Consider the following 25962-nt stretch of genomic DNA (forward strand, 5'->3'; position numbering starts at 1 on the left):
CTCGGGCGCGGTGGCGCCCAGGAGGCCGGCCGGGGAACAGCCCTGAAGCTCGTCGGGTGGTGGGTGCCGTGGGAGGCGTCAGGCGTTGTGGAGGGCGTTGTGGAGGGTCTGGGTGGCCAGGTTGATGGCGGTCTCGGCGGCGTGGGTCTCGCGCAGGGCGTTGAGCATGACGAAGTCGTGGATGATGCCCTGGATGCGGACGGCGGTGACGGGGACGGCGGCTTCGCGGAGTTTGTTGGCGTAGGCCTCGCCCTCGTCGCGCAGTACGTCGGCTTCGGCCGTGATGATCAGGGCCGGGGGCAGGCCGGTGAGCTGCTCGGTGGTGGCGCGCAGGGGGGAGGCCGTGATCTGGGCGCGTTCGGCTTCGTCGGTGGTGTACTGGTCCCAGAACCACTGCATGCCGTCACGGCGCAGGAAGTAGCCGGTGGCGAACTGGTGGTAGGACGGGGTGTCGAAGGCGGCGTCGGTGACCGGGTAGAACAGGACCTGGTGCAGCAGGGTGGGGCCGCCGCGCTGCTTGGCCATCAGGGTCAGGGCGGCGCTCATGTTGCCGCCGACCGAGTCCCCGGCGACGGCGAGGCGGGTGCCGTCGAGGTCCTTGGTGGCGCCATGGTCGGCGATCCACTGGGCGACGGTGTAGTTCTGCTCGATGGCGACGGGGTAGCGGGCCTCGGGCGAGAGGTCGTACTCGGGGAAGACGATGGCGGCCCGGGCGCCCACGGCGAGTTCGCGCACCAGGCGGTCGTGGGTGTGGGCGTTGCCGAAGACCCAGCCCGCGCCGTGGATGTAGAGGATCACCGGCAGGGTGCCGGTGGTGCCGGCGGGCCGGACGATCCGTGCGCGGACGCTGCCGGTGGGCCCGCCGGGAACGGTCACCCACTCCTCGTCGACGGCCGGCTTGGTGATCTCGCCGGACTGCACGTCGTCCACCGCCTTGCGGCCCTCGGCCGGAGGCAGGTCGAACAGGTAGGGCGGGTTGGCGGTCGCCTCCGCGAACGCGGCAGCCGCGGGCTCCAGAACGGGCCGCACGGGCTCTACGGCTTCGGGCATGTCGATCTCCTGGCTTGTGTTGCTGATTTTGCCGATGGCCGACGCTAAGGCGCCCGCGATGCACAGGATTGCCGACGCGCGCATGACTCCTTTCCCCGCAGTGCACCCGGCCATTCCCGGCCGCGGACACCGGGCGCCAGGCACCACTCACCCGTCATCGGGCACCAGGCACCGTAAGAGTGTCGGCGGTACGCCGGACGAGGCACCGACGGCGCGGGCCGCGCCGGGCACCGATCGCTTTGGACGTGCTGTCCTCCACGCGCGGCAGTCGTCACCCGTGCGGGTGATGTTCGGGGGTCGCCGGGCATGCGCGGGTGCCGATGTACAGCGCAGAGCGCGGTGTACATTCCCGGCGGCGGGCCGGTCCGTCATTCCCTTCGGCGACCTGTCGAAAGAAGTGGCGTCGAGATCGATCACACCTTTCCGCCGGGGCGGGGAAATCCCATGTTTGAGAAGCGCGGTGTCCGCTTTGCGGGGCTCTGAAGATCAGTACGGACATCGTCCCACCGATGGACGTCGTGAAGCGGGCGCTGCTAGCATCCCACCGCATCGATGAGTCGGTATTCCATCGATTCCCGATTCATCGATGGTCGCCGAGGATTGACCACCCTCTCCCTCCCTCGACCTCTCATTCTCCATCGCATTCCTTCCAGGGTTCAGTCAAACGAAGTACCGGGGGCTCCGTTGGCTAATTCCTCTCTCGTTTCCTCTTTTCTCCGGCATGGATACGTTCGTGTGAGAAATGCGCTCGATCTCAGCCCCGGATCGCGTCTCCAGGTGTTTTTCGAGACCACGCTCCGCCGGGAGGGTCTCACCGTGGACGGGCGGCTCAGGGTGCCGCCCGGCGTGACCTCGCTGCCTCCGACCCGCGTCGCCGACCTCGCCGAGGTGGCGCCCGCACTCTGGACGGCCGTGTGCGCCCTGCTCGGCGGAGCCGGCCAAATCAGACGGCCGGCCCGTCTCGGCAACGCTCTGATCTGCAATTTCCGCACCACCGGGCTGGCCGAGAGCTGGCATGTGGACGGTGACTTCTTCGTGCACCATCCGGACAGTCCCGAACAGGCGCTGCTGCTGTTCGTGCTGTGGACCGACGTGGCGGAGGGCGAGGGTGCCACCCTGGCGGCGCCCTCGGCCACCGCGGGCATCCTCCGTCACCTGGCCCGCCATCCGGCCGGGCTGACCAGCGCGCGTATTCCCGCCCGGGATTTCATCGGTGCCCCGGACCGGCATCTCGCCTTGACCGGAAAAGCGGGTGACGCCTGGATCCTGCACCCGCTGACCGCTCATCAGTCGGCCCCCAATCCCCGGGGGCGGCCCCGGTTCATCTCCAACCCGGTCGTGGCACTCGAAGCGCCGATGAATCTTGCCGACGGCCCGGAGCGGAAAAGCCCGCTCGAAGAATTGACCCGCCGTCTTCTCGGGCGGCCCTGGACCCCGCACGCGGACGCGGTGCGGCACACCTTCGTCCCCGGACGCATCGGCCGCTGGGACGGCGAGGGAACCTATACCGACCGCTCCTCCGTGTCTTCGCCGTGAAGGCGTGACGGCGCGAAGGCCGGACCATTTCCCGGAACGGGACGAGGTGAGCCCATGCACCCGCGCAATCCCGCACCCCCGCCCCCCACCTCCGACACCACCATCTCCGGCGCCACCACCGTCCCCACCGTCCCCATCGCCACCAACGCCTCCGGCCCCACCGCCACCCGCCCCACGCCCCGCGTCCTGCTGATCAACCCACCTCTGTGGAACCCGTACGCCCCTCATCTGGCCGTACCCCTCCTGCTGGCCGTGCTGCGGCGCCACGGTGTGGCCGCCTCCGCGCTCGATCTGTCCGCCGAGACGATGCGCCACCTGCTGAGCCGGAACGGAGCCGACGACTACGCGGCCCACCGGCCGAAGACCATGACCGGCCGGGCCCGCGACCGGTTCGAGGCGGCCCGGTCCGCGGTGGACCGCGCGACGGCGTTCCTGCGCTCGCCCGCCTCCGTGGAGGACGTCGACGGCCATCGGGCCGCCACCGCCGTGTGCCATGCCGTCCTCGACGGCCTGGCCGCGCTCACCCCGGGCGCCCGGCTCGGCTTCGACCGCTTCGACCTGCGCCACCGCCCCGTCTCCACCGAGCAGGTGATGGCCGCGGTCACCGACCCCGTACACAACCCGTACCCGCACGTCTTCGAACGCGTGCTGGTGCCCCGGCTGCGCGCGCTGCCGGACCTCGAAGTGGTCGGACTGTCGGTGTCCGCCGACTCCCAGCTCATCGCCGCCCTCACGGCCGCCCGGCTCGTACGGCGCGAGAGGCCGACCGCGCACATCACCCTCGGCGGCAACTTCGTCACCCGGATCGCCGACCGACTGCGACCGGGGCACCCTTTCTTCACCCTGGTGGACTCCCTCGTGTGCTACGAGGGCGAAGAGTCGGTCGTGGCCCTCGTGGACCGGCTGCTCACGGGCCGGACCCCGCACGGCGTGCCCGGCATCGTCGTACCCGACGGTGACGCCCTGCACCGCTGCCCGCCCGCCACCGCCTCGCTCGGCGAGCTGCCCGTGCCCGACTTCACCGACCACCCCCTGGCCGACGGCTACCTCGCGCCCGGACCCGTCCTGCCGGTCATCGCCTCACGCAGCTGCGCCTGGAAGTGCGCGTTCTGCGCGATCCCCTTCGCCTCCGACGCCTTCCGGATGCGCGCCCCCGAGGCGGTCGTCGCGGAGCTGGACGAGCTGCACCGGCGCCACGGCATCCGGCACTTCCAGTTCGTGGACGAGATCCTGACCGTCCGCAGCATGCGCGGGCTGGCGCGGGGGCTGGCCGACCGCGACTACCGCTGGTACGGCGAGACCCGCTTCTCCCCCACCATCGACCGCCGCCTGACCGACGCGCTGTACACCGCCGGGTGCCGCCGGCTCGACCTGGGCCTGGAGTCGTACAACCAGGACGTCCTCGACCGCATGCGCAAGGACATCAAGGCGTCCTGGATCGCGCCCAACCTGGACGCGCTGCTCGGGTCCGGCATCAGCGTCCACCTCTTCGGGATCGCCGGGTTCCCCGGCGAGGCGCGCTGGCAGACGGCCCGCACCGTGGAGTTCGCGGCCGCGACCCTCGCCCGGTCGCGGGAGCGGTACGGCGTCCCGGACAGCACCTTCGGCATCGGCCCGTTCGTCCTGGACGCGCTGTCCCCGGTGGCCGCCGCTCCGGAGAAGTACCAAGTGCGCCTGGAGCACCCGGCCCAGGGCGAGGACCTCCAGATGGCGCTGCGCTACGACTACGTCGGCCCCCTTCCGCAGCCGCGCGGCGCGGAGGACCGGGACCTCGCCGCCCGGGCGGACCGGATCCTCGGTGGCTCCCCCGACTCGGCGGACCGCCCCGCCGAGGAGGTCGTCTTCCTGCGGGCGGACTCCCGCCGAGGAGGTCACGGGGCGGCCCCGCCGCGGGTGCCCTGTCCGGGACCCCACTGGGACCGCATGGTGCTGCGCCCCGCCGGCGGCTGGGTCGTCCGGCTGCGCAACGGCGATCGGACCGTTCTCTACGAACCCCGCGAGGGAGCGCTCCTCAGCCTGCCCGGCAGACTGCTGGACGCGTTGCCCGGGCGCGCCGTCGACGTGTGCCGGGACCGGACCGAACGCGCGCTGCTGCGTGCCGCGCTGCACCACCGGTGCCTGGAACCCGCCGGCCCGGGCCCTGAGCCGCTGACCTCGGCGGCCCAGCTGACCGGCGACCTGCTGGTGCGTCTCGGACCGGGCACACGGCTCGTCCACGAGGGCACCGACGCCTTCCTGGCCTCCTGGATCACCGGGCAGCGTCTGCGCCTGTCCGCCTCCGGAGCCGCCGCCGCCCGCCTCCTCGCCGGCACGGGCGGAGCCGCCGACCGCGACGGCGACGGTGACGGCGTCGGCCTGCGGTGGGCCGAGCTGGCCGCGCGCTGCGCCCCGGGATCCGTACCGCGGCTGCGCGCCTTCGTGTGGCGGCTGCTGATCGCCCGGTTCCTGTCCGTGGAGACCCCGGACAGGTCAGCGGACCGAGTCGCGGAAAGGAGGTGAACCCATGGCAGAGGAGCAGACGGACACCGCCGCGGCGGAGGTCGAGTTCGAGGACGACGGTTTCTTCGAGCCCACGATCGAGGAGGCCATCATGGCCTCCGGCCTGCACAAGCAGTTCGTCGTGGACTGATCCGCCCGCACGGGCCGGGTCCGGTGCACCGGGGCCAAGCCGGTGCACCGGACCCGCGCCGCCACCCCGTCATCATCGCGCACCGCCCCCGCCCCGTCACCTCGCACCGCCGGATCGCACGGAGGGACCCACCCCGATGACGCGAAGCCCCGCACCCCTGGCTCCGGCGGCGGTCGTCCGGACCGCGCCCGCGGCCACCGTCGCCGTGGTCTCGCTGCCCTTCTTCACGCCCTTCGCGACCTGCTACCCGGCCGTGCTCATCACCCGGCGGCTGCGGCAGCTCGGCTGCCGGGCCCGGTTCCTGCCGGCGCACATGGAGTTCTACGCCTTCGCGCGCGGCCGGGGCCTGCCGGAGAGCGCGTACAAGCTGTTCACCAACCGGCACTTCGCCTCCGACGTCGCCCTGCTGCCCCTGTGGTCGCCGCCGGCCTCCGCCCACCGGGCCGAACGCGCCGAGCTGGCCCGCACCGAGATCCTCGCCGGCACCGCGGACGAGGCGCGGCTGCGGGAACTGTTCGACGCCTATCTGGACCGGCTGGCCGAACGTCTCGCGGACACCGAGGTGCTGTGCCTGACCAGCACCCACTTCCAGTTGCTGCCCAGCCTGCTGCTGGCCCGCCGGGTGGCCCGCGCGGCCCGGAACAGGGGGGTGCCCCGGCCGCGCGTGGTGTTCGGGGGCTACTTCGGCTCCCCGCAGGTCGCCCGGGACGTCCTCGCCCGGCACGAGGAGGTGGACGTGGTGGTGTACGGGGAGGCCGAGGACGTCCTCGGTGACGCCGTGCACCACGCCCTGGCGGGGCGGCGCCGGCTCGTGGCCGGCCGGGCGCACACCTTCAAGGAGGGGTACGCCGAGCAGTCCGCCCTGGTCGCGGCGGGCACGCGCCGGCCCTGGCTGCGCGACCGGCTGGTGGTGAGCCTGGAGCTGTCACGGGGCTGTTACTGGGACCGGTGCGACTTCTGCAACTTCAACGACGCCTACGACGCCCGGTTCAAGATGCACGACCCGGCCCGGGTACTGGCCGAGATGGCCCATCTGGCGCGGACGTACGGGCAGCGCCGCTTCCAGTTCCTCGACACCGCGCTGCCCCCGCGCCTGACCCGGGCGCTCGCCGACTCCGGGGAACGGCACGACTACCGCGTCTTCTGCGAGGTACGGCCCGACTTCGGCCGGGACCGGCTGCGGCAGCTGGCCGGGCTGGGCCGGGTGACCGTACAGCTCGGTATCGAGACCCTGCTGGAGGACCATCTCGCGCTGATGGACAAGCGCCAGACCGTCGAGGAGGGCGTCCGGATGCTCCACGCGGCCCGCTCGCTGGGCATGCGCAGCGTGTGGGGCGTGATGATCGGCCATCCCAAGGAGACGCCGGACCACCGCCGGCGCCTGCTCGCGGAGATCCGCGCGCACCGCCGGGCCGGTCTGCCGGCACCCAAGTACCTGACCGAGTGCGAGCTGCGTCCCGGCAGCGGGCTGTGGGGCGAACGGGCCGCGCTCGGGCTGACGGTGGAGTTTCCGTGGCGGATGTTCGACAGCCTCCTCAGCCCGCAGGAACACGCCTGCTCCCTGGTCCCGAGCCGGGTGCGGGGCATGCCCTCCGAGGAGCCCGGCTACCGGGCCGACCGGCGGGCCATCAGCGAGGAACTCACCGCCTGGCGGCGCGAGCAGGGCATGGAGGCGGGTCTCGATGCCTGACCGTACGCGTACGGCCGTCCGGGCCCGCTTCCTCGGTACGACCGTGGACTTCCACTGCGCGCACCCCCGCGACGCCGACCACCTGCGCTACTACCTCGACGACCACCTCCTGCCGGAACGGGCCCGCGACGACACCCAGGTGAGCGTGCGGCTGGAGGCGGACGGGGACGGCTGCCTCACCGCCGCCCTCGGCACGGCGACACCCAAACGCGTGTGGTGGCGCGCGCCGGGCGGGCCCTGGCTGCTGTACGAGGAGTGGGGCGTCCAGGCCCGGCTGCCCTCGCCGGTACCGCCCTTCGGCCTGCCGCCGCTGCGCGACCGGGTGCGACTGCGGCACGGTGCCGCCCTGGCCGCCCCGGACGGCGAGGGCCGGGCGCTGGCGGTCACCGGGGCCAGCGGCACCGGGAAGTCGGTCGTCGTCCTCCATCTCCTGCGCCAGGGCTGGCGGTTCGTCTCCGACGATCTGCTGGTGCTGGACCGCCGTACCAGGGGACGGCTGTACTACTACGGGCGGCCGGTCGGTGTCCGCGCGCGCAGCCTGCCGCTGCTGCCGTGGCTGGACGCCTCGCTCCTGGCCGGCGCGCCGTGTGTGCCCACCCGCTGGGGCGGCACCTGGATGGTGCGCCCGCAGCGGCTCGGCCGCTGTGCCCCCTCCGACCAGCCGTACCGACTGTCCTGGCGCCTCGATCTGGCCCGCGGCGACCGCTTCACCGCGCGCGCCGACGGGCCCACCACGCGTGTCGCCTGGGACCCGTACCGGCACCTGGCGTCCCTGCTGGAGGCCTGCGAACGGCTGACCGGAAAAGGGGGCCGCCATGCCGGGTGACCCGGGCGCCGAGCGCGTCCTCGACTTCTTCGGCACCGTGGTCCGGGTGCGGTGCGCGCCCGCGGACGCCGTGGACCTGGACTTCTTCTTCGGGCCGCACCGGGCCGGGGCCGGGGCGCGGCCCCGGTACCGGGTGGAACTGTCCGCCGGTGAGGGCGGGTTCCTGCGCTCGCTGCTGGCCAAGGACGACGTGCCGAAGTCCTTCCGGCTGTGCGCGGAGCCGGGCGGCGGCCTCATCGAGGAGCGCCGCTTCACCCGCTGGTCCTCGGTGCCGTCGCCGCTGCCGCCGTTCCGGGCGCTGCGGGACACGGTCGCCGCGGCGCAGGCCACGGTGCTCGTGCGCGCGGGCCGCTGCGTGGCCTTCTTCGGCGCGCCGCACAGCGGCAAGACCAGTCTGGGCCTGGCGCTGCTCGCGCGCGGCTGGGCCCTGGCCTCGGACCAGCTGCTGGTGGTCGAGCGCGCCACCGGCGCGGCCCGGCCGTATCTCACGCCGGCCGGGGTGCGCGGCCGTACGCTGGCCGCGATGCGCGAGGGCGCCCTGGCCGGGCTGGAACAGCGCCGCTCCTTCTGCACGGTGAGCGGTGAGGTGGTGCTCGCCCGGCCGGAGAGCCTGGGCGCGGTCGTGCCCGTCGGGCGGCGGCTGCGGCCGGTGCGCCTGGTCGCCGTACGGCGCGCCGGCGCGCTCGCCCCGCCGACGCTGGAGCCGGGCGGGCCGGTGCCGCGTGTGTGGCCGGCCGGGGCCTGGTCGTGGCTGGGCGGCACGCTCGCGACCGACCGAGCACGAAGCCTGCTGACGCTGCCCGCCGAGGGCGGCGAGGAGGCGGGCGCGGACCTTGTGGAGGAGTACTTCGGTGCCTAGTCTGACCGTCGATCACGTCACCAAGCGTTACCGCACGGGGACGGAGGCCCTCACCGACGTCTCCTTCGCCGTGGAGCCCGGCACCCTGCTGGCCGTGGTGGGCCACAACGGCGCCGGGAAATCGACGCTGCTGAACATCGTCTCGGGGCTGATCCGTCCCACCTCCGGCACGGTCGCCACGGACATCGGGCGCGGCCGCGTCCTGTGGGCACCCCAGCGGACCATGGTGGACTGGTCGTTGACGGTCCGTCAGAACATCGAGCTGGTGGCGCGGCTGACCGGGACGCCGGTCGCCGCCGTGGACCGGGTCCTGGAGCTGCTGGACCTGGACAAGGTCCGCTCCCGGCAGGCCGAGTACATCTCGGGCGGGCAGTTGCAGCGGGTGCAGATCGGGCGGGCGCTGGTGGCCGACGCGGCCGTGTACGTACTGGACGAGCCGACGGCCGGACTCGATCCGGCGGCCGGTGAACTGGTGATGGAGCACCTGCGCGCCCGTGCCGCGGCGGGCAGCACGGTGCTGGTCTCCTCGCACGACCTGGACGCCGTCGAGCGGACCGCCTCGGACCTGGTCCTGCTGGACGAGGGCAGGCTGCGCGCCCACCTGCCCGTGGCGGAGTTCGTCCGCCGGGCCGGCGCCACGATGAAGGTGAGCGTCGCGTTCGCCGAGCCGATGCCGGCCACCATGCCGGACCGGCTCGCCGCCGCGCTGCCGGCGGGGTGGGTCCTGACGACGGCGGCGGACCGCGCGGGGCTGTCGGTGCAGGTGCCGCTGGCCACGGGGCTGCGCCCGGTCCTCGCCTGGCTGCCGCCCGAGCCGCGGGTGCGGGACCTCAGCGCGGAGAAGCAGTCCCTGCGCGATGTCTACCTCGCCCGCTACGCCGACCGCGCGCCCGCCCCCGAGACCGAGACTGTGACGGTGCAGCAGTGAAGACCTCCCTGACGCTGGCCCGCTTCCACCTGCTCAGCGTGTGGAACTGGCGGACCAGCCATCTCAGCCGGGTCATCGAGGCCCCCGCCTACTTCCTCTTCATGGTCACCGGCCTGGACACGCTGGTCGCCGGTGCCCGGGTCGACGGCATGGCCTACGACGACTTCGCCTACGCGGGCGTCCTCGTGGTGATCGCCGTACGGGCCCTGTTCTGGTGCATGGGCGACGTCGCCAACGACCGCAAGTGGGGTGTGTACGCCATCGCCCGGACGACGGACGTGTCCTTCCCGCAGTACGTCGGCTCGATCCTGGCGGCGAACACCGTGGTCGCGACCGTGCAGATCGCGGCCATCTGCGTCCTCAAACAGCTGCTGGGGCGTGGCAGTGCGGGTCAGGACCTGAGAATGGCGGGGCTCGCGGTGCTGGTGTGTCTGCTGACCGTGCTGACCGGGTGCGCGCTGGGGTTCGGGATCGACAGCTACGGCAAGCGGGACCTGATGACGTCCCTGTTCAGCCTGCCGCTGGTCATGACGGCCCCGCTGTTCTACTCCCTGGACGGGCTCCCGCCGTTCATGCGGGTACTGGCCGCGGCGAACCCGTTCACGTACTGCGTGCTGCTGGTCCGCTCCCCCGCCGCGGACAGCTTCCCCACCCAGGCGGTCGCGGGGTGCCTCGCCGCCGTGCTGCTGGTCCTGGGCGGCCTGTACCTGGCCGCCGGGCGGCACGAACTCGCCTCCAACGAGCAGGGCTGACGCGGGATGTACGCGCGCGGGGAGCGTCGTCCGGGCGGCGTGCCGGAGCCGGTGGCGGTGCACGGGCTGCTGGTCGTCGGCGCGGCCGGCTACTGGTGGCAGGACACGGAGAGCGGGGCGCGGCTGCTGTGCGGGGACGCATCGGGGGTAGGCGAGACCGGCCCGCCCGAGGGGCCCGACGGCCTCACGGCCCTCGCCGTCCATCCGGCCGGCACCGGGCCCGCCGCCGTCGTGTACGGCCGTCCCGGCGGCGACTACGGCTATCTCACCGAGGCCGGCGCACCGGACCGCGTGCTCGTCCGCCGCCCCGCCCTGGTCCGCCTGCCCCGCGTGCCGTCGGCGACCGGCGGCCCGGCCCGGCCGGGCTTCGTCTACACCGGCTTCCCGCCGGACGCCCGGCTGGAGGATCCCCCGGTGGAGGGGATCAGGATCGCGGTGCACCGCACCGGTGAGCCCTTCGCGCACGACCGGCCGGTGCCGCTCGGCGACGCCCCGGGCGCCCTGGTCACCGTGGAGCCGACGGCCGACCCGGACGCCGTACTCGTGAAGTCGACGGCGCGCGGTGTGACGGCCCACCGGCTGCTGCGCCTCACCGCCGGGTCCGGCCGCCCCGCCGTCACCGAACTGCCGGCGGCGCTCTCACCACGCACCCGTCTGGTGCTCGGCGCGCACCGCTGGTGGCGCGGCGAGGCGCTGGGCACGCCCCGCGCCGTGCTGTACGCCCTCCCGCCCGGCGAGACGGAGCCGTCCGCCGGGCAACCGGTCGCCTTCCCGGACGGGACGGCACCGGCCTGGTTCTGGGGCACACGGCAGGGGGTGGTCGTCCGGGCCGTGGTGGCGGGCGGGGCGGAAGCCTTGTACCGGATCGACGGCGACAGCCCGGAACCGCGGCTGGTCGCCGGAGGCGGGCCCGGGGAGTCGTTCCCGGAGGTCACCGCCGCACCCGACGCCGACTGCGCCCTGTGGCTGCGGGTCGGCCGCCGGCCCGACGGCGGCACCACCGGCCACGTCGAACAACTCCTGGACGGTACGCCGGCCCCACGCGTCCTCCGCGAGCTTCCCTGGCCCGCGTCCGCGCCCCGCACCACCCGGTTCTGCGCGGCGGGCGACGGCCACCGGCTGCCGGTGCAGGTGTCCGGCACCGGGGGACCCGTGCTGCTGCTTGAGCACGGCGGGCTCACCGCCCTGGCCAACGCCCCGCTGGAACGCGCGCTGGAGGACCTCGCCCGCGCGGGGCGGCTCACCCTGGCCCGGGCGGTGACCCGGTCGCTGGTGCCCGCCCATCGGGTGCCGTCCGGCGAGCGCGGGTACAACGACCTGCTGCACGCGGCCCGGCACCTGCGCGGGCGCATCGGGGCCGAGCGGCCGCTGCTGGTCCTGGGGCACAGCATGGGCGCGGTCGGCGCCGCACGCGCGGTCCTGCTGGAACCCGGTCTGTTCGACGGCTGGATCCTGCGCTTCCCCGTCACCGATCTGGTCGGCTTCCCCGCGCTCGGCATCGGCCGGTACTGGACGGCGCTGCTCGGCGACCCGTCCCGTCCCGAGCAGCGCGATGCACTCGCCGCGCTGTCGCCGCTCCACCTGCCGCTGCCCGCCGGCCCACTGCCGCCGGTGCTGATCCAGACCGGCACCCATGACACCCGGGCCGATGCCCGGCACGGCCGGCGCCTCGCCGAGCGGCTGCGCGACCGGGCGTCGGTCACCCTCAGCGGCTATCCGGTCGGCCATGTGGAACGGTTCTGCCAGGCCGCCTCGCGCCGTGCCGTGGCCGAGGTGACGGCCTTCATCCTGGACCGGTCCGCCTCCGGCCACGACCGCGCCGCCTCCGAGCGGGACGACGCCATCGTGCGCGACGGCACTTCCGGCCGCGACGACTCCTCGGTGCGGGAGGACACCTGCGGCCGCGACGACACCCGGCGTGACGGTGCCTCCGTGCGTGAGAGCGCCTCCGTGCATGAGGGGGCCTCCGTTCGTGACGGCGTCTGCGTCGCCCGCGACTGCGCCTCCGTCACCCGCGACCGTGCCGCCGTCGCCCGTGATCCCGAAGGAGCCTCGCCATGACCGTCACCGGCATCGACCACGCCTCCCTCATCGTCGTCGACGGCGTCTACACGGACTTCGCACGCGCCCGGGCCGCCGCGCTGTCGCGCCCGTTCACCCCGCGCACGGACAGCGCTTTCGCCTACCGCACCGCGCCGGCGCCCCGCTGGATGGAGGAGGAGGCCATCGGCCGGATCTGCGAGGTGCTGGGACCCGGCAGCCGGGCCGAACTGATCGCCAACCACCTGCACATGTCCACGGCGACGGACTGGAAGGTCAACCTGCACCGCGGCGCCCGTATCCACATCGACGAGGCCCGCTGGGCGGGCGTGCTCTACCTGAACACCGCAGAGCAGTGCCGCGGCGGCACCTCCCTCTACGCCCACCGCCGCACCGGGGTGCGTCACTTCGCCGAGTTGCGCGGCCGTCCGGACGCCCAGGAGATCCTCGCCGACGGTGGTGACATCACCCGCTGGCAGGAGTTGCTCTCCCTGACGATGGTGCCGAACCGGCTCGTGCTCTTCGACCCCGGCCAGTTCCACCAGGCCCAGGGCTACTTCGGCGACAGCAAGGCCACCGCCCGGCTGATCCACAACTTCTTCTTCCGTCACATCCCGGCACACTTCGACCCCGGCCGGGAGAAGGCCGCGACGGACTGAACCCCGGCAGACGGCTGCCCCGGATCGTGTCCTCCCTGTGAGTGACCGACGCGCGTCAGGCCGGCGCCGTACCGCGCACTCGTGCGGATGAACGCGCGCCTGGTCGCACCAGCTCTCCGCCCAGTCCTGCGGCGGGCGAGGGCCCGTGTCCGCGCCCGGCCGCGCAGTGCCCGTGGTCGCGAGGAGCCTCCGACGGCTTCGCGGCCGGCCCGCCGGAAGGCGGCGTCCGTGTCGCTACGATCTGCGCCGCTGTACGCCGATGCGTCCATGCATGCCGAGGCATGCCCGGCCGGTCTGCCGGTATGCCGTCCATGCACCGGTGCGGATGCCCGGCTGATCCACCTGACGACTACTGGGGGACACGGACATGCGGGAGCAAGAGGGCCGGGAGCCGGACCGGGCACCGGGAGCGCGGCTGGCGCTGCTGCTGCGCCGCTGGTGGGAAGAGGCCGGGAGGGCGCCCGGCGGTACCCGGCCGACGCAGCAGGCGCTGGCCGCGAGACTGGGCATCGATCAGACCACGCTGTCGCGCTACCTCAATCCGACACACCCCTTGAACGCTCCGCCGAGGGTGGTCCAGGCCCTGCACGCCTACCTGCGCGCGCCGGCGGCGGAGCTGGAACGGGCCAGGGCGCTGTGCCGGGCCGCGCTGGAGGAGAGCAGCCGCCAACGGCTGGCCGGCGGCAGGCAGCGGACCGCGACCGGCCTCGCAGCGGAGCCCGGCACCGGAGAGCCGGCGGCCGGCACCCCGGCCACCCCGGCAGCCGACGCCTCCACGGGCGATGCCGCCCCCGCCGGTGCCGGTGACGCGGTACCGGCGGGCCGGAACGGCACGTCGGGCCGGCGCCGCTCCCGGTGGCCGCTGCCGGCGCTGCTGGCGTCGGCCGTCGTGCTGTCCTTCGCCGCCGGGATCGCCGTACACGCACTGATCACCCCGCTCCGCGGAGTCCCGGCCGACGGGGTGCCCGGAACGTTCCGTGTGAGCGAGTCGCCGTACGAGTGGCCGTTGCTGCGGATGAGGAAGGAGGACCAGTACACCCGTGCCCGCGCGTTGCAGCACCTGCTCAACGCGTACGGCTACGAGGTGAGGACGGACGGTTTCTTCGGCGCGGAGACCCGGGACGCCGTCATGGACTTCCAGACGAAGCACCATCTGGTGTCCGACGGCAAGGTGGGCCGCGACACCTGGCCGGAGCTGGTGAAGACGGTCGGGCCCGGCTCCTCGGGGCACATGGTCCTGGCCGTGCAGGAACTCCTGGACAACGTGGGCCAGGGCGGCACGGTGGTGTCGGGGCGGTACACCGCGGTGACCGCCGACGACCTGAGGTTCTTCCAGCGCACCCACCACCTGCCCGTGACCGGCCGGGTGGACCCCGAGACCTGGCTGGCCCTGCTGGTGCGGCAGCGTCCTCCGGCCGGCGCCCCGGCGTACCAGAGGTCCACGGGCATGCCTCCGTCCGCGTCCGCGTGAGGAGCGCGGCACAGGACTGCCCCGCATGGCGCGCCGGCCCGCCTTCCGGCAGGCATAACACCATGTCATCGGCGGTCCCTGAGCCGGTGCCCGGGCGCGGCATGGATGTGCCTGGGCACGCGGCCGGCGGCGGCTTCCGCTCCGTGGCTCCCCGCGGCCATGCTGCTGCCGCGACCGGCGCTCCGGCAGGCCCCGCCCCCGTCGGCGGCGACGTGCCGAAAGGCGTTCCGGTCCGGCTTCCGTGACCACTCCCAGCTGGAGGAGCAACCCCATGTCCGCTGTCCGCGAGATCATCACGTCCGTCCTGTCGGCCGCCGTCCTGGCCGGAGGTCTGGCCGTGGCCGCCGCCGGTCCGGCGAGCGCGGCCACGTGCCCCTCGTCGTCCGCCCCGGTCGTCGACGGGGCGAAGGCCGCCTGGTCCCTGCGCTGCTCGGGCAACAAGGTGACGGTGGCCGGCTGGGTGGAGGACACCCGCGCGGACACGAAGTGCGCCGTGGTCCGCGTCAACGCCGGCAACGGCGCCTACAAGACGAAGTCCGCCTGTGGCTCCGGGGTCCGGGAACAGTTCTCCTACACCTTCGCCGGGACCAAGTCGGCGCAGGTCCGGCTGGCCATCGCCTGACCCGGTAGCCGGGGGGGGCGGGCCCTGGCGCCCGCCCCCGCACCCCACGCACCCGCAGGTGCACGGCCGGACGAGGCCGTGCGGAAAGAACGAGGTACGTACATGAGCAGCAGCACCGGAAGGCGCGTACACGGCACCACGGCCGCCGTGGCGGTCGCGGTCGCCCTGACCGCGGTCCCGGCCCTCGCCCCGGCCGCCGCCGCCCACGTTCCCGCCGGGGCCGTGCCCGCGGCGGGGCCGGCGACCACCCTGGTGTTCGACAAGAACCCGGACTCCCCCACCCACTCGAAGCTGTCCGTCTACGAGGGGGGCAGACTCCGGGCCGCCTACCGCGCCGGCTCGGGCACCGGCGTCGAGGACGACTGCGCCCGCGACAAAGGCTGGATGCCCGACGGGAGATGGAGAATCAGGCTCAAGGACCCCTTCTACGACGGCCGGCTCATCAAGGGGTACGCCGTCCATCTGCAGGACATGAAGTGCTCCAAGGGCACCCTCACCCGCACGGAGATGTTCATCCACTCCGAGATGAACCGCGACGGCGGCCAGGGGAGCACCGAGAGCCGCCGCTGGGACGGGGACGGGGACTACGCGTCCAACGGCTGCGTGAAGCTGCGTCCGGCGGACATCAAGGAGATGTTCCGCCTCCTGAACCGCATCGGATGGCCGACCCACCTGCGCGTGGTCTCCTGACGGCGGGACGGATGCGCGAGCCGGCCGCGAGTGCGGTCGGCGACTTCCGGGCAGGACACAACTCCGGCCCCCTACCATGGGGTTGGACGTACCACCGAGACGGATACGGGATCGGGGGAACCTGTGGACGTACACATCGTTGTCGGGACCGCGGACGGTGCCGGTGACATCGCCGCCGCCGACGAGACGCGCTCCCTGCTCACGTGGCTCACCGAGGAGGGCGGACTGCGGGGCAGGGTCACCCCGCAGGAGAGCCCTCCGGTGCCCGGCACCCTCGGGCCGGCGCTGGACGGACTCCTCGTCGCGCTCGGCTCCGGCGGGGCGGCCACCGGGCTCGCCACGTCCCTGGTGGCCTGGATCCGCAGCCGGCGGGGTGCCGTCACGGTCAAGGCGACCCGGACCGACGGCGCCTGCGTGGAGATCTCCGCGAAACTCGTCGGCCCCATGTCCCCGCAGGAGCTGAAGACCTTCGTCGCCGACACCTCCCGGATCCTCGACGGCGGTCAGGCACCCGGAGGCAGCGACTTATGACCCGGCCGGCCGAACCACCGGCCGTACCGGCCGCGACCCCCGTGCCCGGCGGTGCGCTGGCGTCCGACGGTGTCCGGGTGCTGCTCATCGGCACCGCCACCCACGACGGCCCCACGCTCACCTCCGTACCGGCGGCCCGCCGCGGTGTCGAGGCCCTGGCCGCCACCCTGGTCGAACGCTGTGGAGTGGACCCCGACCGGCTGCGCACCCTCGTCGACCCGGCCGACGCCCGGGTGATGGCGCTGGCGATCGCCGAGGCGGCACAGCAGGCGGAGAGCACCCTGCTCGTCTACTACGTCGGGCACGGGCTCATCGGCCCCGGGGACGAGCTGTACCTCGCCGCCCGCACCACCGACCGGCTGACGCCGGGGCTCGCCGCCCACCAGGCGCTGCCGTTCTCGGCGCTGCGGGAAGCGGTGACGATGTGCGGCGCGGGATCCGTGATCGTCGTACTGGACTGCTGTTTCTCCGGTCGGGCCCGGCTCGGCGGCGACGCCCCCCGGCCGGCGGCCTTCACCCTGCCCGCCGGGCACGGCATGTACCTCATGGGTTCCGCCGAGCAACTGGCCCTGGCCCCGGAGGACGCCGAACACACCGCGCTCACCGGTGAGTTGATCCGGCTGCTGCGGGAGGGCGATCCGCGTGCGCCGCGACTGCTCACCCTGGACGACGTCTACGACCACCTCTTCCGTGCGCTGCGGGCGCGCGGCGGGCCGCTGCCGCGCCGGCAGGCCGGCGACCGCTCCGGCGGGCTCGTCCTCGCCGTCAACCCGGCCGCGCCCGCGACCGGGGAGCAGGACGGCACCGCTGCCGAGGAACCGGCGCCGGTTCCCTGCCCCTATCCGGGCCTGGAACCGTTCACCGTGGACGAGGCCGGGTTCTTCCACGGCCGGGAGGAACTCGTCGAGGAGTTGCTGCGGGGTTGTGTCCGGGCCGCCGAGCGGAGCAGGCCGCTCGCCGTCGTCGGGCCGTCCGGCGCGGGCAAGACCTCCCTGTTGCACGCCGGTCTCCTCGCCGCCCTGCGGGCCGGCACCCCGCTGCTGCCGGGCTCGGCCGCCTGGCCGTGCGTCGTCCTCACCCCCGGGGAGCATCCCGCCCGCGCGCTGGCCGCCGCGCTCCACCCCGAGGGCGCGGGCGAGGCGGCCGCACTGGCGGAGGACCCGGCACGGGCCGTCGCCTGGGCCCGCGAACTCGTTCCCGAACCCCGGCGGCTGGTGCTGCTGGTCGACCAGCTGGAGGAGTTGTTCACCGTCTGCCGCAGCGGGTCGGAGCGGACGGCGTTCGTCGCCGCGCTGACCGCCCTGGCCGAGGCCGAAACCCTCGTGGTCGCCGCCCTGCGGGCCGACTTCTACGGCAACGCGCAGGGGATGCCCGCACTGGCCTCGGTGCTGCGGGACAACCAGGTGCTCGTCGGCCCCATGCGGAACGAGGAACTCCGGGCCGCGATCGAGCGCCCGGCGCGGGCCGTCGGCCTGGAACTCGACGAGGGCCTGGCCGACCTGCTCATCCATGAACTGGGGGCCGCCCGGCTGGCCCGGTCCCAGGCCGGCACGCTGCCGCTGCTCTCCCACGCGCTGTGGGCCACCTGGCGGTACCGCAGCGGCCGACGGCTGACCGTCGCCGGCTACCGCCGCAGCGGCGGCATCGACGACGCCATCAGACAGACCGCCGACGACACCTACGCCGGCCTGGACGACGACGGCCGGGCCGCCGTACGCCGGATGCTGCCGCGCCTGGTCCACATCGACGACGAGACCCTGGACACCAGCCGCCCCGTGGACCGCACCGCGCTGCTGGACGGCCTGCCCGATCCGGAGGCCGCCGAGCGCGCCCTGCACCGGCTGGCCGCGGCCCGGCTGCTGGTCCTGGACGAGCGGACGGTGCGCATCAGTCACAACGCCCTGCTGCACGCCTGGCCGTTGCTGCGGCAGTGGATCGACGCCGACCGTGACTGGCTGCGCATCCGTCAGCAGGTGGCCGTCGACGCCGACGCCTGGTGGCAGGCGGGCAGACATCCGTCGCTGCTGTACCGCGGTCCCCGGCTGATCGCCACCCGGCAGCGCCTGGAGGTCGCGGGCCTGGCCGGCTCGGACGGCGAGGGGTACGCCGGTGAACTGGAGCCCCGGCTGGCGCAGTTCCTGGACCAGTCCTGGCGTCAGGAACGCCGGGCCGGCCGCGTCCGCACGGCCGTCGTCGCCTGCGTGTGCGTGCTGGCCCTGCTGGCCGTGACCGGCGGGGCGCTGGCCTGGATGTCGAGCCGGCGGGAGGCCGAGCAGCGCCGGACCGCGGTCTCCCAGTTGGTCGCGGCGGAGGCGGAGACGCTGCAGCGGACCCGCCCCGGACTGGCGAAGCAGCTCAGCATGGTCGCGAACCGGCTGAATCCGGACGGCGGTGCGGCGCCCATGATCGCCGCCATGGAACTGCCGGGCGTCCTGCAGGCGGGTATCCCCGCCGGGGACATCTCGCTCGACGCCGACGGCACCCGACTGGCCATCTCCACCGGCACCGGCGTCACCCTGTGGGACGTGACCCAAGGCCGGGGCCGACTGGGGGACTTGGGCCGGATGAACACCGGAGCCGTGGCGTTGAGCCCCGACGGGCGGTTGCTGGCGGCCGTCAGGGCGGGAACCACGGCGAGCGGTTCCGTGGGGCTGTGGGACGTCTCCGATCCGGGCAGGCCGCGCCCCGTCACCGTCCCCGGCCCGCAGAAGGCCAGGACGCTGTCGCTGGCGGTCAGCGGCGACGGCCGCATGCTCGCTCTCGGCCGGGTGGACGGCCGCATCGAGTTGTGGGACATCTCCGATCGCGCCGCCCCCCGCCCGTCGCGGACTCTGGCAGGTCACACGGGCAGTGTCGACTCGCTGGCCTTCGCCCCCTCCGGGCGGCTGCTGGCCAGCGCGGGCTCGGACGGCACGGTACGGCTCTGGGACCCCTCCGGCCGGGGCGGCGCCGCGGCGCGGGCGACCGTGCCCGGCCTCCGGCTCGAAGACCGCGCGAGGGACTCGCACTCCCGGGGGAACAGGCCGCTGCACCGGGTGGCGTTCAGCCCGGACGGACGGCTGCTGGCGGGGCCGGGAGACGGAAAGACCACCCAGGTCCGGCTGTGGCGGGTGCCGGACGGGGGACGGCTTGCGGCCGCCGGTCGGGTGACGGACGAATGGGCGACCGTCTGCCAGGACAATCTGGCTTCCCTCGCGTTCGACCCGGATGGCAAGAGCCTCGTCGGTGCCTGTGACACCGCCACCGTGCTCTGGGACGTCCGGTCACCGTCCAAACCGCGTAAGACCGGCGAGCTGCCGGGTGCCGAAGACGCCGCCGGGATGCCCGGCCCGGCCGTCTTCACGCCGCATGGCCGCAAGGTGCTGCGCGCCTCCAAGTGGGGCGTCCTGCTGTGGTACGTGGAGAACCCCCAGCAGCCCACGGCCGCCGCCAGCTTCGGGCAGACCCCGGCCGGCTTCCAGACGACCACGCGGTTCAGCGGTGGCGTCCGGCGGCTCCTCGTCATCCACGGCGCCAACGGCGGCGCGCTGTGGGACCTGTCCGCTTCCGCCACGCTGCACAAGAGCCTGGCCCGGTTGCCGGGCAGCGAGGACATCGGTGCGGAGGGAGCCGCCTTCAGTCCGGACGGGAAGATCCTCGCGCTCAGCGAAGCGGACGGCTCCGAACACGTCGTCCGCCTGCGGGACACCACTCGGGCCGGTGCTCCGGCCCGCGCCACCATCACCGGCATCGCCAACGGCGTCGAGGACCTCTCCTTCAGCGCGGACGGACGCCTGCTGGCCGTCGCCGACTACAACGACAACACCGCCGCGCTGGGCGGGCCGCCCCTGGTCCGGGTCTTCGACGTCACCGACGTCTCGCGCCCCCGGCAGACCGCGTCCCTGGAAGCGAAGGTCTTCTCTCTCGCCTTCGCGCCCAAGGGCCGTCTCCTGGTCGGCAACGCGGACGACCACCTGCTCTCCTGGGACATGACGGACGCACGCCGTCCGGTGTCCCTGCCGACGCACTCGCTCACCCCGGGCGCGACGGTGTCCCGGTCGGCCTTCCGCCCCGACGGCAAACTGCTCGCCGTCACCGACACCCAGGACACGACCCGCCTGTGGCCGGTCGAGAACGGCCGGATCCAGGGCGGCGAGGCCCCGGTCGTGATGCGCACGGTCGGCTCGGGAACAGGGATCACCTTCAGCCCTGACGGCCGGACCCTTGCGTGGGGCAGCAGAGGCGATCTGCACAACCCCCGCGCACGGGTCGACAGCCACATCGAGCTGTGGGACCTGAGCGACTGGCGCTCGCCGCGCTACGACGCTTCGTTCGCCTACACCGAAGGCATCCTCGCTTCCTTCGACAACCTCTCCTACAGCCCCCGGGGCAAGCCCCTGCTGGCCGCCGACGGCCGCACCGTGAACGTCTGGTCCACCGCCGCCTCGGACCTGGCCTACATCCTCTGCGAGAGCATCGGCGATGTCATCACCGAGGAGGAGTGGAAGGTGTACGTCCCCGGAGAACCGTACGACCCGCCCTGTTCGTGAGGCCGCCGTCCCGTGACCTGGACGGAACTCCACGGAGGCTTCGTCGTCCACGGGGCGGCGCCACCAGGCGCGGTCAGTTCTCGCCGGCGGCCCGGGCCACGCGCTCCAGCCGGCGGTGGTGGCTCTCCCACCGTGCCTGATCCGCTGTCGGCAGGCTGTCGTTGCCGCGCGCGTAGCCCACGGCCCCGTCGATGAGTTCGCGCACGATGTCGGCGTGGCCGGCATGGCGCTGGGTATCGCAGATGACGCGCACCAGGGCGTGATGGAGGGTCACCTCCCGCCGCTCCCGCGGCCACCAGGGGACGTGACCGATCTCGTCGAGTGACAGCGTCGCGATCGTGCTGTCCGAGTGCTCCCACGCCTGTCGGTACAGCCCCACGATCTCCGCGCGTGACTCCTCCGCGGTCGCCCACATGTCCGCGTTGGGTTCCGCCTCTTCCGTGTACCACCAGGACGGCGGCTCCTCCTCGAAGAACGGGCGCCCGAAGGTGTCGCCGAAGTACGCCAGTTCCACGCCGGCGACATGTTTGACCAGCCCCAGCAGGTTGGTTCCGGTGGGGGTCAGCGGACGGCGGATGTCGTACTCCGAGAGTCCGTCGAGCTTCCACACCAGCGCGTCCCGCGCCTCACGCAGGTATCGGAGGAGATCCGCTTTCGGATTCGATTCGACCATGCCGGGCAGTCTTCCATCCGCCACTGACATCGGGCGGCGCACTGGATCACCGGCGGTCCGCGGCGAGCACCCCCGCCACGAGCCGCCGGGCGTACGAGGCGTCGAGTCCGTCCGGCCGGAAGAGGATGCGGTACATCAGGGGGGCCACGACGTGGTCGATGACCGTCTCGGTCCCGGGGGTGTGCTCGCCGCGTTCGGCGGCCCTGGTGAGGATGACGTCGATCTGTGCGGCGGCGTAGTCGGAGCACCGGCCGGCGTTGCCGCCGTCCGGGTCGCCGAGCAGGGCGTCACGGATGTAGGCGCGGCCGGCGGGGGCGGCCATGTCGTCGAGGAACCGCTCGGCCCAGGCGGTCAGGTCGGACGACAGGGTGCCGTGGTCCTCGGGCTCGGTGTCGGGCCGCAGCCGCTCCACCGCGACGTCCGACAGCAGTTCCTGCAGGTCCCCCCAGCGGCGGTAGATGGTCGACGGCGTCACTCCTGCGCGCTGGGCGACCAGCGGAACCGTCAGGGCGTCCCGGCCCAGTTCCGACGCGAGTTCGCGCACGGCGGCGTGCACGGACGCCTGGACCCGGGCGCTGCGCCCGCCGGGGCGCACCATCTGCCTGCTCATGGAAACCAGCTTAAAGCTGATTCGTTGCCTCTGGCCTGGGCCGGGGGTGGCCCGTCTCCGTGGGCAGCCGTCCCGGGTGCGACCAGCGGCGCCCTCGGCCCGGCCGGAGGAGCCCGGCCGGCCGAAGGGGTGTTCAGACCGCCGGTGCGAGGGCGGGGGCGGGCCGGGTCTGCTGGTAGGCGTGGCCGGCCCTCAGGAGCACGCGTTCCCCGAGCGGTCGCCCGAGCAGTTGCATGCCGACCGGCAGTCCCGCCGCGTCGAGGCCGACCGGTACGGACAGGGAGGGCACTCCGGTGATGTTGGCCGGGGAGGACAGGCGTACGTAGGCGTCGGAGACGTTCTCGACGGTGCCGTCGGCCCAGGTGATCTTCTCCTGGCCGGCTTCGACGGCGGTCGCCGGGACGGCGGGGGCGGCGATCAGGTCGACCTCCCGCAGCATGCGCGCCCATTCCCGCCGCATGAGGGCGCGGGAACGCTGGGCCCGCAGGTAGTCCCCCGCGGGCATCAGTTCGCCTGCCTCGAGCAGGACGCGGACGTCGGCCTGGTACAGCTCGGGAACCGTGCGCAGGGTGCGTGCGTGGTAGGCGGTGGCTTCGGGCACCATCAGGCCCCACTGGGTGGCGTGGAGGTAGCGGGTCATGGGGATCTCGACGTCCACGAGGCGGGCGCCGAGGGCCGCGAGCTGGTCGATCGCGTACCGGACGGCGGCTTCCACCTCCGGGTCCACGTGCTCGAAGTAGTGGTTGCGGGGCACGCCGACGCGCAGCCCCGTGAGGTCCGTGCCCGGGGTCGGCCGGTAGTCCGTGGCGGGGGTGGCCAGGGAGCCGGGGTCGCGGGGATCGTGCCCGGCGAGGGCGGTGAGGACGAGCGCCGCGTCCTCGACGGTGCGGGTGATCGGGCCGACGTGGTCCAGGGACCAGGACAGCGAGGTGATGCCGTGACGGGGGACGAGGCCGTACGTCGGCTTCAGCCCGACCACTCCGTTCAGCGCGGCGGGCACCCGGATCGACCCGCCGGTGTCGGTGCCCAGGCTGAAGGTGGCGGTGCCCGCGGCGACGGCCACGGCGGATCCGCCGCTGGATCCGCCGGCGACCCGGCCGGTGTTCCACGCGTTGCCGGTCTGCGGGGTGGTCAGGCCGTAGGCGAATTCGTGGGTGTGGGTCTTGCCGACCAGGAGCGCGCCGGCCGCCGACAGCCGGGCGGCGACCGTGCTGTCGGTCTGCGCCCTGTGCCCGTCCCTGACCCGGGAACTGGCCGAGGTGGGCGCGCCGGCGACGTCGATCAGGTCCTTGAGCGCCATCGGAACGCCGTGCAGCGGGCCACGGTGGCGTCCGGCCGCGATCTCGCTCTCGGCTTCGCGCGCGGCCCGGCGGGTGTGTTCGGCGTCGACGGTGACGTAGGCCTGGAGGTGCGGCTCCACCTGCTCGACGCGCGTAAGGACGGAGTCCGCCAGTTCGACGGGGGACAGCTGCCGAGCCCGGATGGCTTCGGCCGCGGCGGTCAGCGACAGTTCATACGGCTGCATCGTGCGTCTCCTGTTCCGCCTGTTCTCCGTGTTCCACGTGTTCCGCGCGGTAGGCGAGGGCGGGCGGTGTGTCCCCGAAGTCCAGTTCCCGCAGGACCGCGACGACGGAGTGGATGTGATTGGCGGTGGCCGCCACCACGGCATGACGGTCCGCGGGCAGCGGGAGCCCGGCGCGGGCGGCCCAGCGGGCCGCCTCCGGTGGGGTGAGTTCGGCGGCGGACATGGAGGTTCTCCCTCGGAGCTGAAGTGGTCCGGAGTGGGCTCGAACGGCAGGGGCGCGGAGCAGACCCGCCCCCAAAAGCTAACTGTTTGCGTTAGTCGGACTCTAGGTCCTACGGTGACTTAACGCAAACAGATTGCGTTTAGAGGCGGAGGAAGTCCGGAGCCAGGCACCGGACCCGGCTCCTCCGCACGCCGTCCCCCCGAAGGAAGACGACTGATCATGAGCACTCCCCCGGCCGCCGTCCCCTCCTGGACCGTGGGCGACATCGTCGTCCACCGTGTCGACGAAGTTCTCCTGCCGCCCGCGACCGGACGGTGGCTGCTGCCCGGTGCCACCCCGGATCTCGTCGCCGGGCAGGGCTGGCTGCGTCCGCACTTCGCGGACGACGAGGGGACCCTGCGCCTCGACAGCCACAGCTTCGCGCTGACCGCCGGCGGACGGCGCGTCCTGGTGGACACCGGCATCGGCAACGGCAAGGAGCGGGCCAATCCCGCCTGGCACGACCTGAACACCGACTACCTCGCACGCCTCACCGCCGCCGGATTCCCCCCGGACTCGGTCGACCTGGTGATCCTGACCCATCTGCACGCCGACCACGTCGGCTGGAACACGCGCAAGGTGAACGGCGAGTGGGTTCCCACGTTCCCCAACGCCCGCTACCTCGCCTCCCGCACCGAGCGGGAGTTCTGGGCCGGGTACGACATGGAGGAGCCGCGCAGGCAGATGTTCCGCGACTCCGTGATCCCGGTGGAGACGGCGGGGCTGCTCGACCTCGTCGACGTGCCCGCCGAGGGTGCCCGGGTCGTCCCTGGCCTGCGCCTGTTGTCCACCCCCGGGCACACCCCCGGTCATCTCGCCGTCGAACTCACCAGCCGCGGCCGGAAGGCCCTGATCACCGGCGACTGCGTCCACCACCCGGTCCAGCTCGCCCACCCCGCCATCGGCGCCTGCGTCGACATCGACCCCGAACTGTCCGAAGCCACGCGCCGCTCGGTGCTCGGTGCGCTCGCCGACACCGACACCCTCGTCCTCGGCACCCACTTCGCGCCCCCCACCGCCGGCCGCGTCGTCACCCGGGAGAACACCTACCGGCTCTCGCCGGTCCCGGCCGACTCGCATGCACACCACGTCGGCTGCTGACACGGCCCTCGGCCGGAGCGGGACGGTGTGTGCACGGCGGGCCGGCGAGACCGCGGAGGCCGCCACCACCACGCAGGCGAGGCTTACAGAGTGCGATCAGCACGCTGAGGAAGAGCAGCGCGGAGGTCGTCCACGCGGGAGTCGGGGTGTAGCCGGTGCCCCCCCGGCTCCGGCTCGGTTCTGCGGCTGAGGGAGAGCGTCGGCCGCGGCATGCGGTGGGCCGGAGTCTCAGCGGTCGGCCAGTGCGCGGTCCAGCAGGGGGAGCAGGCGGTCCCAGTGGCGCCGTAGCCCGGAGGGGCTGAACGCGTCGGTGTCGGACATGGTGAAGCCGTGGACGGTGCCGGGGTAGATCTCGGAGGTGTGGTCGGCCCCTGCGGCGTCCAGGACCTGGTTGAGCTCGCCGAGGGCCTCGGGGGTCATGTCTCCTTCGGCGTGGCCGAAGTGGACCTGGGCGGTGAGCCTGGAGAGGAGGACTGGACCGTCGGCGCCCACGGGGCCGTGGAACGCGGCGACGGCGGCCACCTGGCCGGGGTGGGCCGCGGCGGTGCGCACCGCCTGGAGGCCGCCGATGCAGTAACCGGTCACCGCGACCGGCCCGCCGCGGACCTCCGGCCGGCTGGTGAGGAACGCGAGGTAGGATCCGGCGTCGCGCAGGGCACGTTCGGCGGTGTGCGCCTCGATCAAAGGCATCAGCCGGGCGAAGACCTGGGGCCGGGCCTCTTCCCCGATGTGCGCGGGAAGTTCGATCACCGGTGCCGGGCCGTGCCGGTAGAAGAGGTTGGGGACGAGCACGTAGTAGCCGTGCCCGGCCAGTTCACGGGCCATCTCCCGCAGCGCGGGCCGGATACCGAAACCGTCCGGGTACATCAGCACCGCCGGGTGGCGCCCACCGTGGTCGGGAAAGGCGGCGAAGGCGTCGGCCTGCCCGTCGGCGGTGGGAATCTGCAGCGTCTTGGTGGGCATGGACTCTCCTGTCGTG

Annotated in this window: 22 protein-coding genes; 16 read left to right on the plus strand and 6 right to left on the minus strand. The window is 73.5% G+C overall.

The window, feature by feature from the left end; genetic code table 11:
• Positions 1-78: 78 nt before the first annotated feature.
• The gene (locus ABD350_RS13310; RefSeq protein WP_344348168.1) at positions 79-1050 is read right to left on the minus strand and encodes an alpha/beta hydrolase; all 972 of its coding nucleotides are present in this window, start codon (positions 1048-1050) and stop codon (positions 79-81) included.
• Between the two features lie 552 nt (positions 1051-1602).
• Between ABD350_RS13310 and ABD350_RS13315 the strand changes: the two genes are divergently transcribed.
• From ABD350_RS13315 to ABD350_RS13385, 15 genes are all read left to right on the plus strand, one after another.
• Complete coding sequence (locus tag ABD350_RS13315; RefSeq protein WP_344348169.1) at positions 1603-2586, plus strand: phytanoyl-CoA dioxygenase family protein; 984 nt, start codon at positions 1603-1605, stop codon at positions 2584-2586.
• A gap of 54 nt (positions 2587-2640) precedes the next feature.
• A complete protein-coding gene (locus tag ABD350_RS13320; protein WP_344348170.1) occupies positions 2641-5085 on the plus strand; it encodes a B12-binding domain-containing radical SAM protein in 2445 nt (814 codons plus the stop codon).
• A gap of 4 nt (positions 5086-5089) precedes the next feature.
• Positions 5090-5215, plus strand: coding sequence for a hypothetical protein (locus ABD350_RS13325; RefSeq protein WP_267925859.1), 126 nt, complete (start codon positions 5090-5092; stop codon positions 5213-5215).
• A 136-nt stretch (positions 5216-5351) separates the two neighbouring features.
• A complete protein-coding gene (locus ABD350_RS13330; RefSeq protein WP_344348172.1) occupies positions 5352-6905 on the plus strand; it encodes a B12-binding domain-containing radical SAM protein in 1554 nt (517 codons plus the stop codon).
• Positions 6898-7731: a phosphoenolpyruvate carboxykinase (ATP) gene (locus ABD350_RS13335; protein WP_344348173.1), complete on the plus strand. Its 834-nt coding sequence runs from the start codon at positions 6898-6900 to the stop codon at positions 7729-7731. The genes ABD350_RS13330 and ABD350_RS13335 overlap by 8 nt, the downstream gene beginning before the upstream one ends.
• A complete protein-coding gene (locus ABD350_RS13340) occupies positions 7721-8590 on the plus strand; it encodes a hypothetical protein (protein ID WP_344348174.1) in 870 nt (289 codons plus the stop codon). The genes ABD350_RS13335 and ABD350_RS13340 overlap by 11 nt, the downstream gene beginning before the upstream one ends.
• Positions 8583-9518, plus strand: coding sequence for an ABC transporter ATP-binding protein (locus tag ABD350_RS13345; protein WP_344348175.1), 936 nt, complete (start codon positions 8583-8585; stop codon positions 9516-9518). The genes ABD350_RS13340 and ABD350_RS13345 overlap by 8 nt, the downstream gene beginning before the upstream one ends.
• Complete coding sequence (locus ABD350_RS13350; RefSeq protein ID WP_344348176.1) at positions 9515-10270, plus strand: ABC transporter permease; 756 nt, start codon at positions 9515-9517, stop codon at positions 10268-10270. Before ABD350_RS13345 ends, ABD350_RS13350 begins: the two co-directional genes overlap by 4 nt.
• A 6-nt stretch (positions 10271-10276) precedes the next feature.
• Entirely contained in the window at positions 10277-12331 is a 2055-nt protein-coding gene (locus ABD350_RS13355) for an alpha/beta hydrolase family protein (RefSeq protein WP_344348177.1), read from the plus strand.
• The gene (locus ABD350_RS13360; RefSeq protein ID WP_344348178.1) at positions 12328-12969 is read left to right on the plus strand and encodes a DUF6445 family protein; all 642 of its coding nucleotides are present in this window, start codon (positions 12328-12330) and stop codon (positions 12967-12969) included. Before ABD350_RS13355 ends, ABD350_RS13360 begins: the two co-directional genes overlap by 4 nt.
• Positions 12970-13336: 367 nt before the next feature.
• Positions 13337-14440, plus strand: a complete 1104-nt coding sequence (locus ABD350_RS13365; protein WP_344348180.1) for a peptidoglycan-binding protein — start codon at positions 13337-13339, stop codon at positions 14438-14440.
• A gap of 271 nt (positions 14441-14711) precedes the next feature.
• On the plus strand, positions 14712-15062 hold the full coding sequence (locus ABD350_RS13370; protein WP_344348181.1) for a hypothetical protein: 351 nt from the start codon (positions 14712-14714) through the stop codon (positions 15060-15062).
• Between the two features lie 102 nt (positions 15063-15164).
• A complete protein-coding gene (locus tag ABD350_RS13375; protein WP_344348182.1) occupies positions 15165-15752 on the plus strand; it encodes a L,D-transpeptidase family protein in 588 nt (195 codons plus the stop codon).
• A gap of 123 nt (positions 15753-15875) precedes the next feature.
• A complete protein-coding gene (locus ABD350_RS13380; protein ID WP_344348183.1) occupies positions 15876-16283 on the plus strand; it encodes an effector-associated constant component EACC1 in 408 nt (135 codons plus the stop codon).
• Entirely contained in the window at positions 16280-20812 is a 4533-nt protein-coding gene (locus tag ABD350_RS13385; protein WP_344348184.1) for a caspase, EACC1-associated type, read from the plus strand. Before ABD350_RS13380 ends, ABD350_RS13385 begins: the two co-directional genes overlap by 4 nt.
• Before the next feature lie 73 nt (positions 20813-20885).
• Here ABD350_RS13385 and ABD350_RS13390 read toward each other — a convergent pair whose 3' ends face one another.
• The 4 genes from ABD350_RS13390 to ABD350_RS13405 form a co-directional block, all read right to left on the minus strand.
• On the minus strand, positions 20886-21485 hold the full coding sequence (locus ABD350_RS13390) for a DinB family protein (RefSeq protein WP_344348185.1): 600 nt from the start codon (positions 21483-21485) through the stop codon (positions 20886-20888).
• 46 nt (positions 21486-21531) lie between these two features.
• Positions 21532-22095: a TetR/AcrR family transcriptional regulator gene (locus tag ABD350_RS13395; RefSeq protein ID WP_344348186.1), complete on the minus strand. Its 564-nt coding sequence runs from the start codon at positions 22093-22095 to the stop codon at positions 21532-21534.
• Positions 22096-22228: 133 nt separating this feature from the next.
• On the minus strand, positions 22229-23620 hold the full coding sequence (locus ABD350_RS13400; protein ID WP_344348187.1) for an amidase: 1392 nt from the start codon (positions 23618-23620) through the stop codon (positions 22229-22231).
• The gene (locus ABD350_RS13405) at positions 23607-23843 is read right to left on the minus strand and encodes a hypothetical protein (RefSeq protein WP_344348189.1); all 237 of its coding nucleotides are present in this window, start codon (positions 23841-23843) and stop codon (positions 23607-23609) included. The genes ABD350_RS13400 and ABD350_RS13405 overlap by 14 nt, the downstream gene beginning before the upstream one ends.
• A gap of 219 nt (positions 23844-24062) precedes the next feature.
• Between ABD350_RS13405 and ABD350_RS13410 the strand changes: the two genes are divergently transcribed.
• A complete protein-coding gene (locus tag ABD350_RS13410) occupies positions 24063-24983 on the plus strand; it encodes an MBL fold metallo-hydrolase (protein WP_344348190.1) in 921 nt (306 codons plus the stop codon).
• A gap of 228 nt (positions 24984-25211) precedes the next feature.
• Here the strand turns inward: ABD350_RS13410 and ABD350_RS13415 are convergent, their stop codons facing one another.
• Entirely contained in the window at positions 25212-25946 is a 735-nt protein-coding gene (locus ABD350_RS13415) for a dienelactone hydrolase family protein (RefSeq protein ID WP_344348191.1), read from the minus strand.
• Positions 25947-25962 lie beyond the last annotated feature (16 nt).

This window comes from Streptomyces nogalater (genome assembly GCF_039532885.1).
GTDB classification, from domain to species: domain Bacteria; phylum Actinomycetota; class Actinomycetes; order Streptomycetales; family Streptomycetaceae; genus Streptomyces; species Streptomyces nogalater.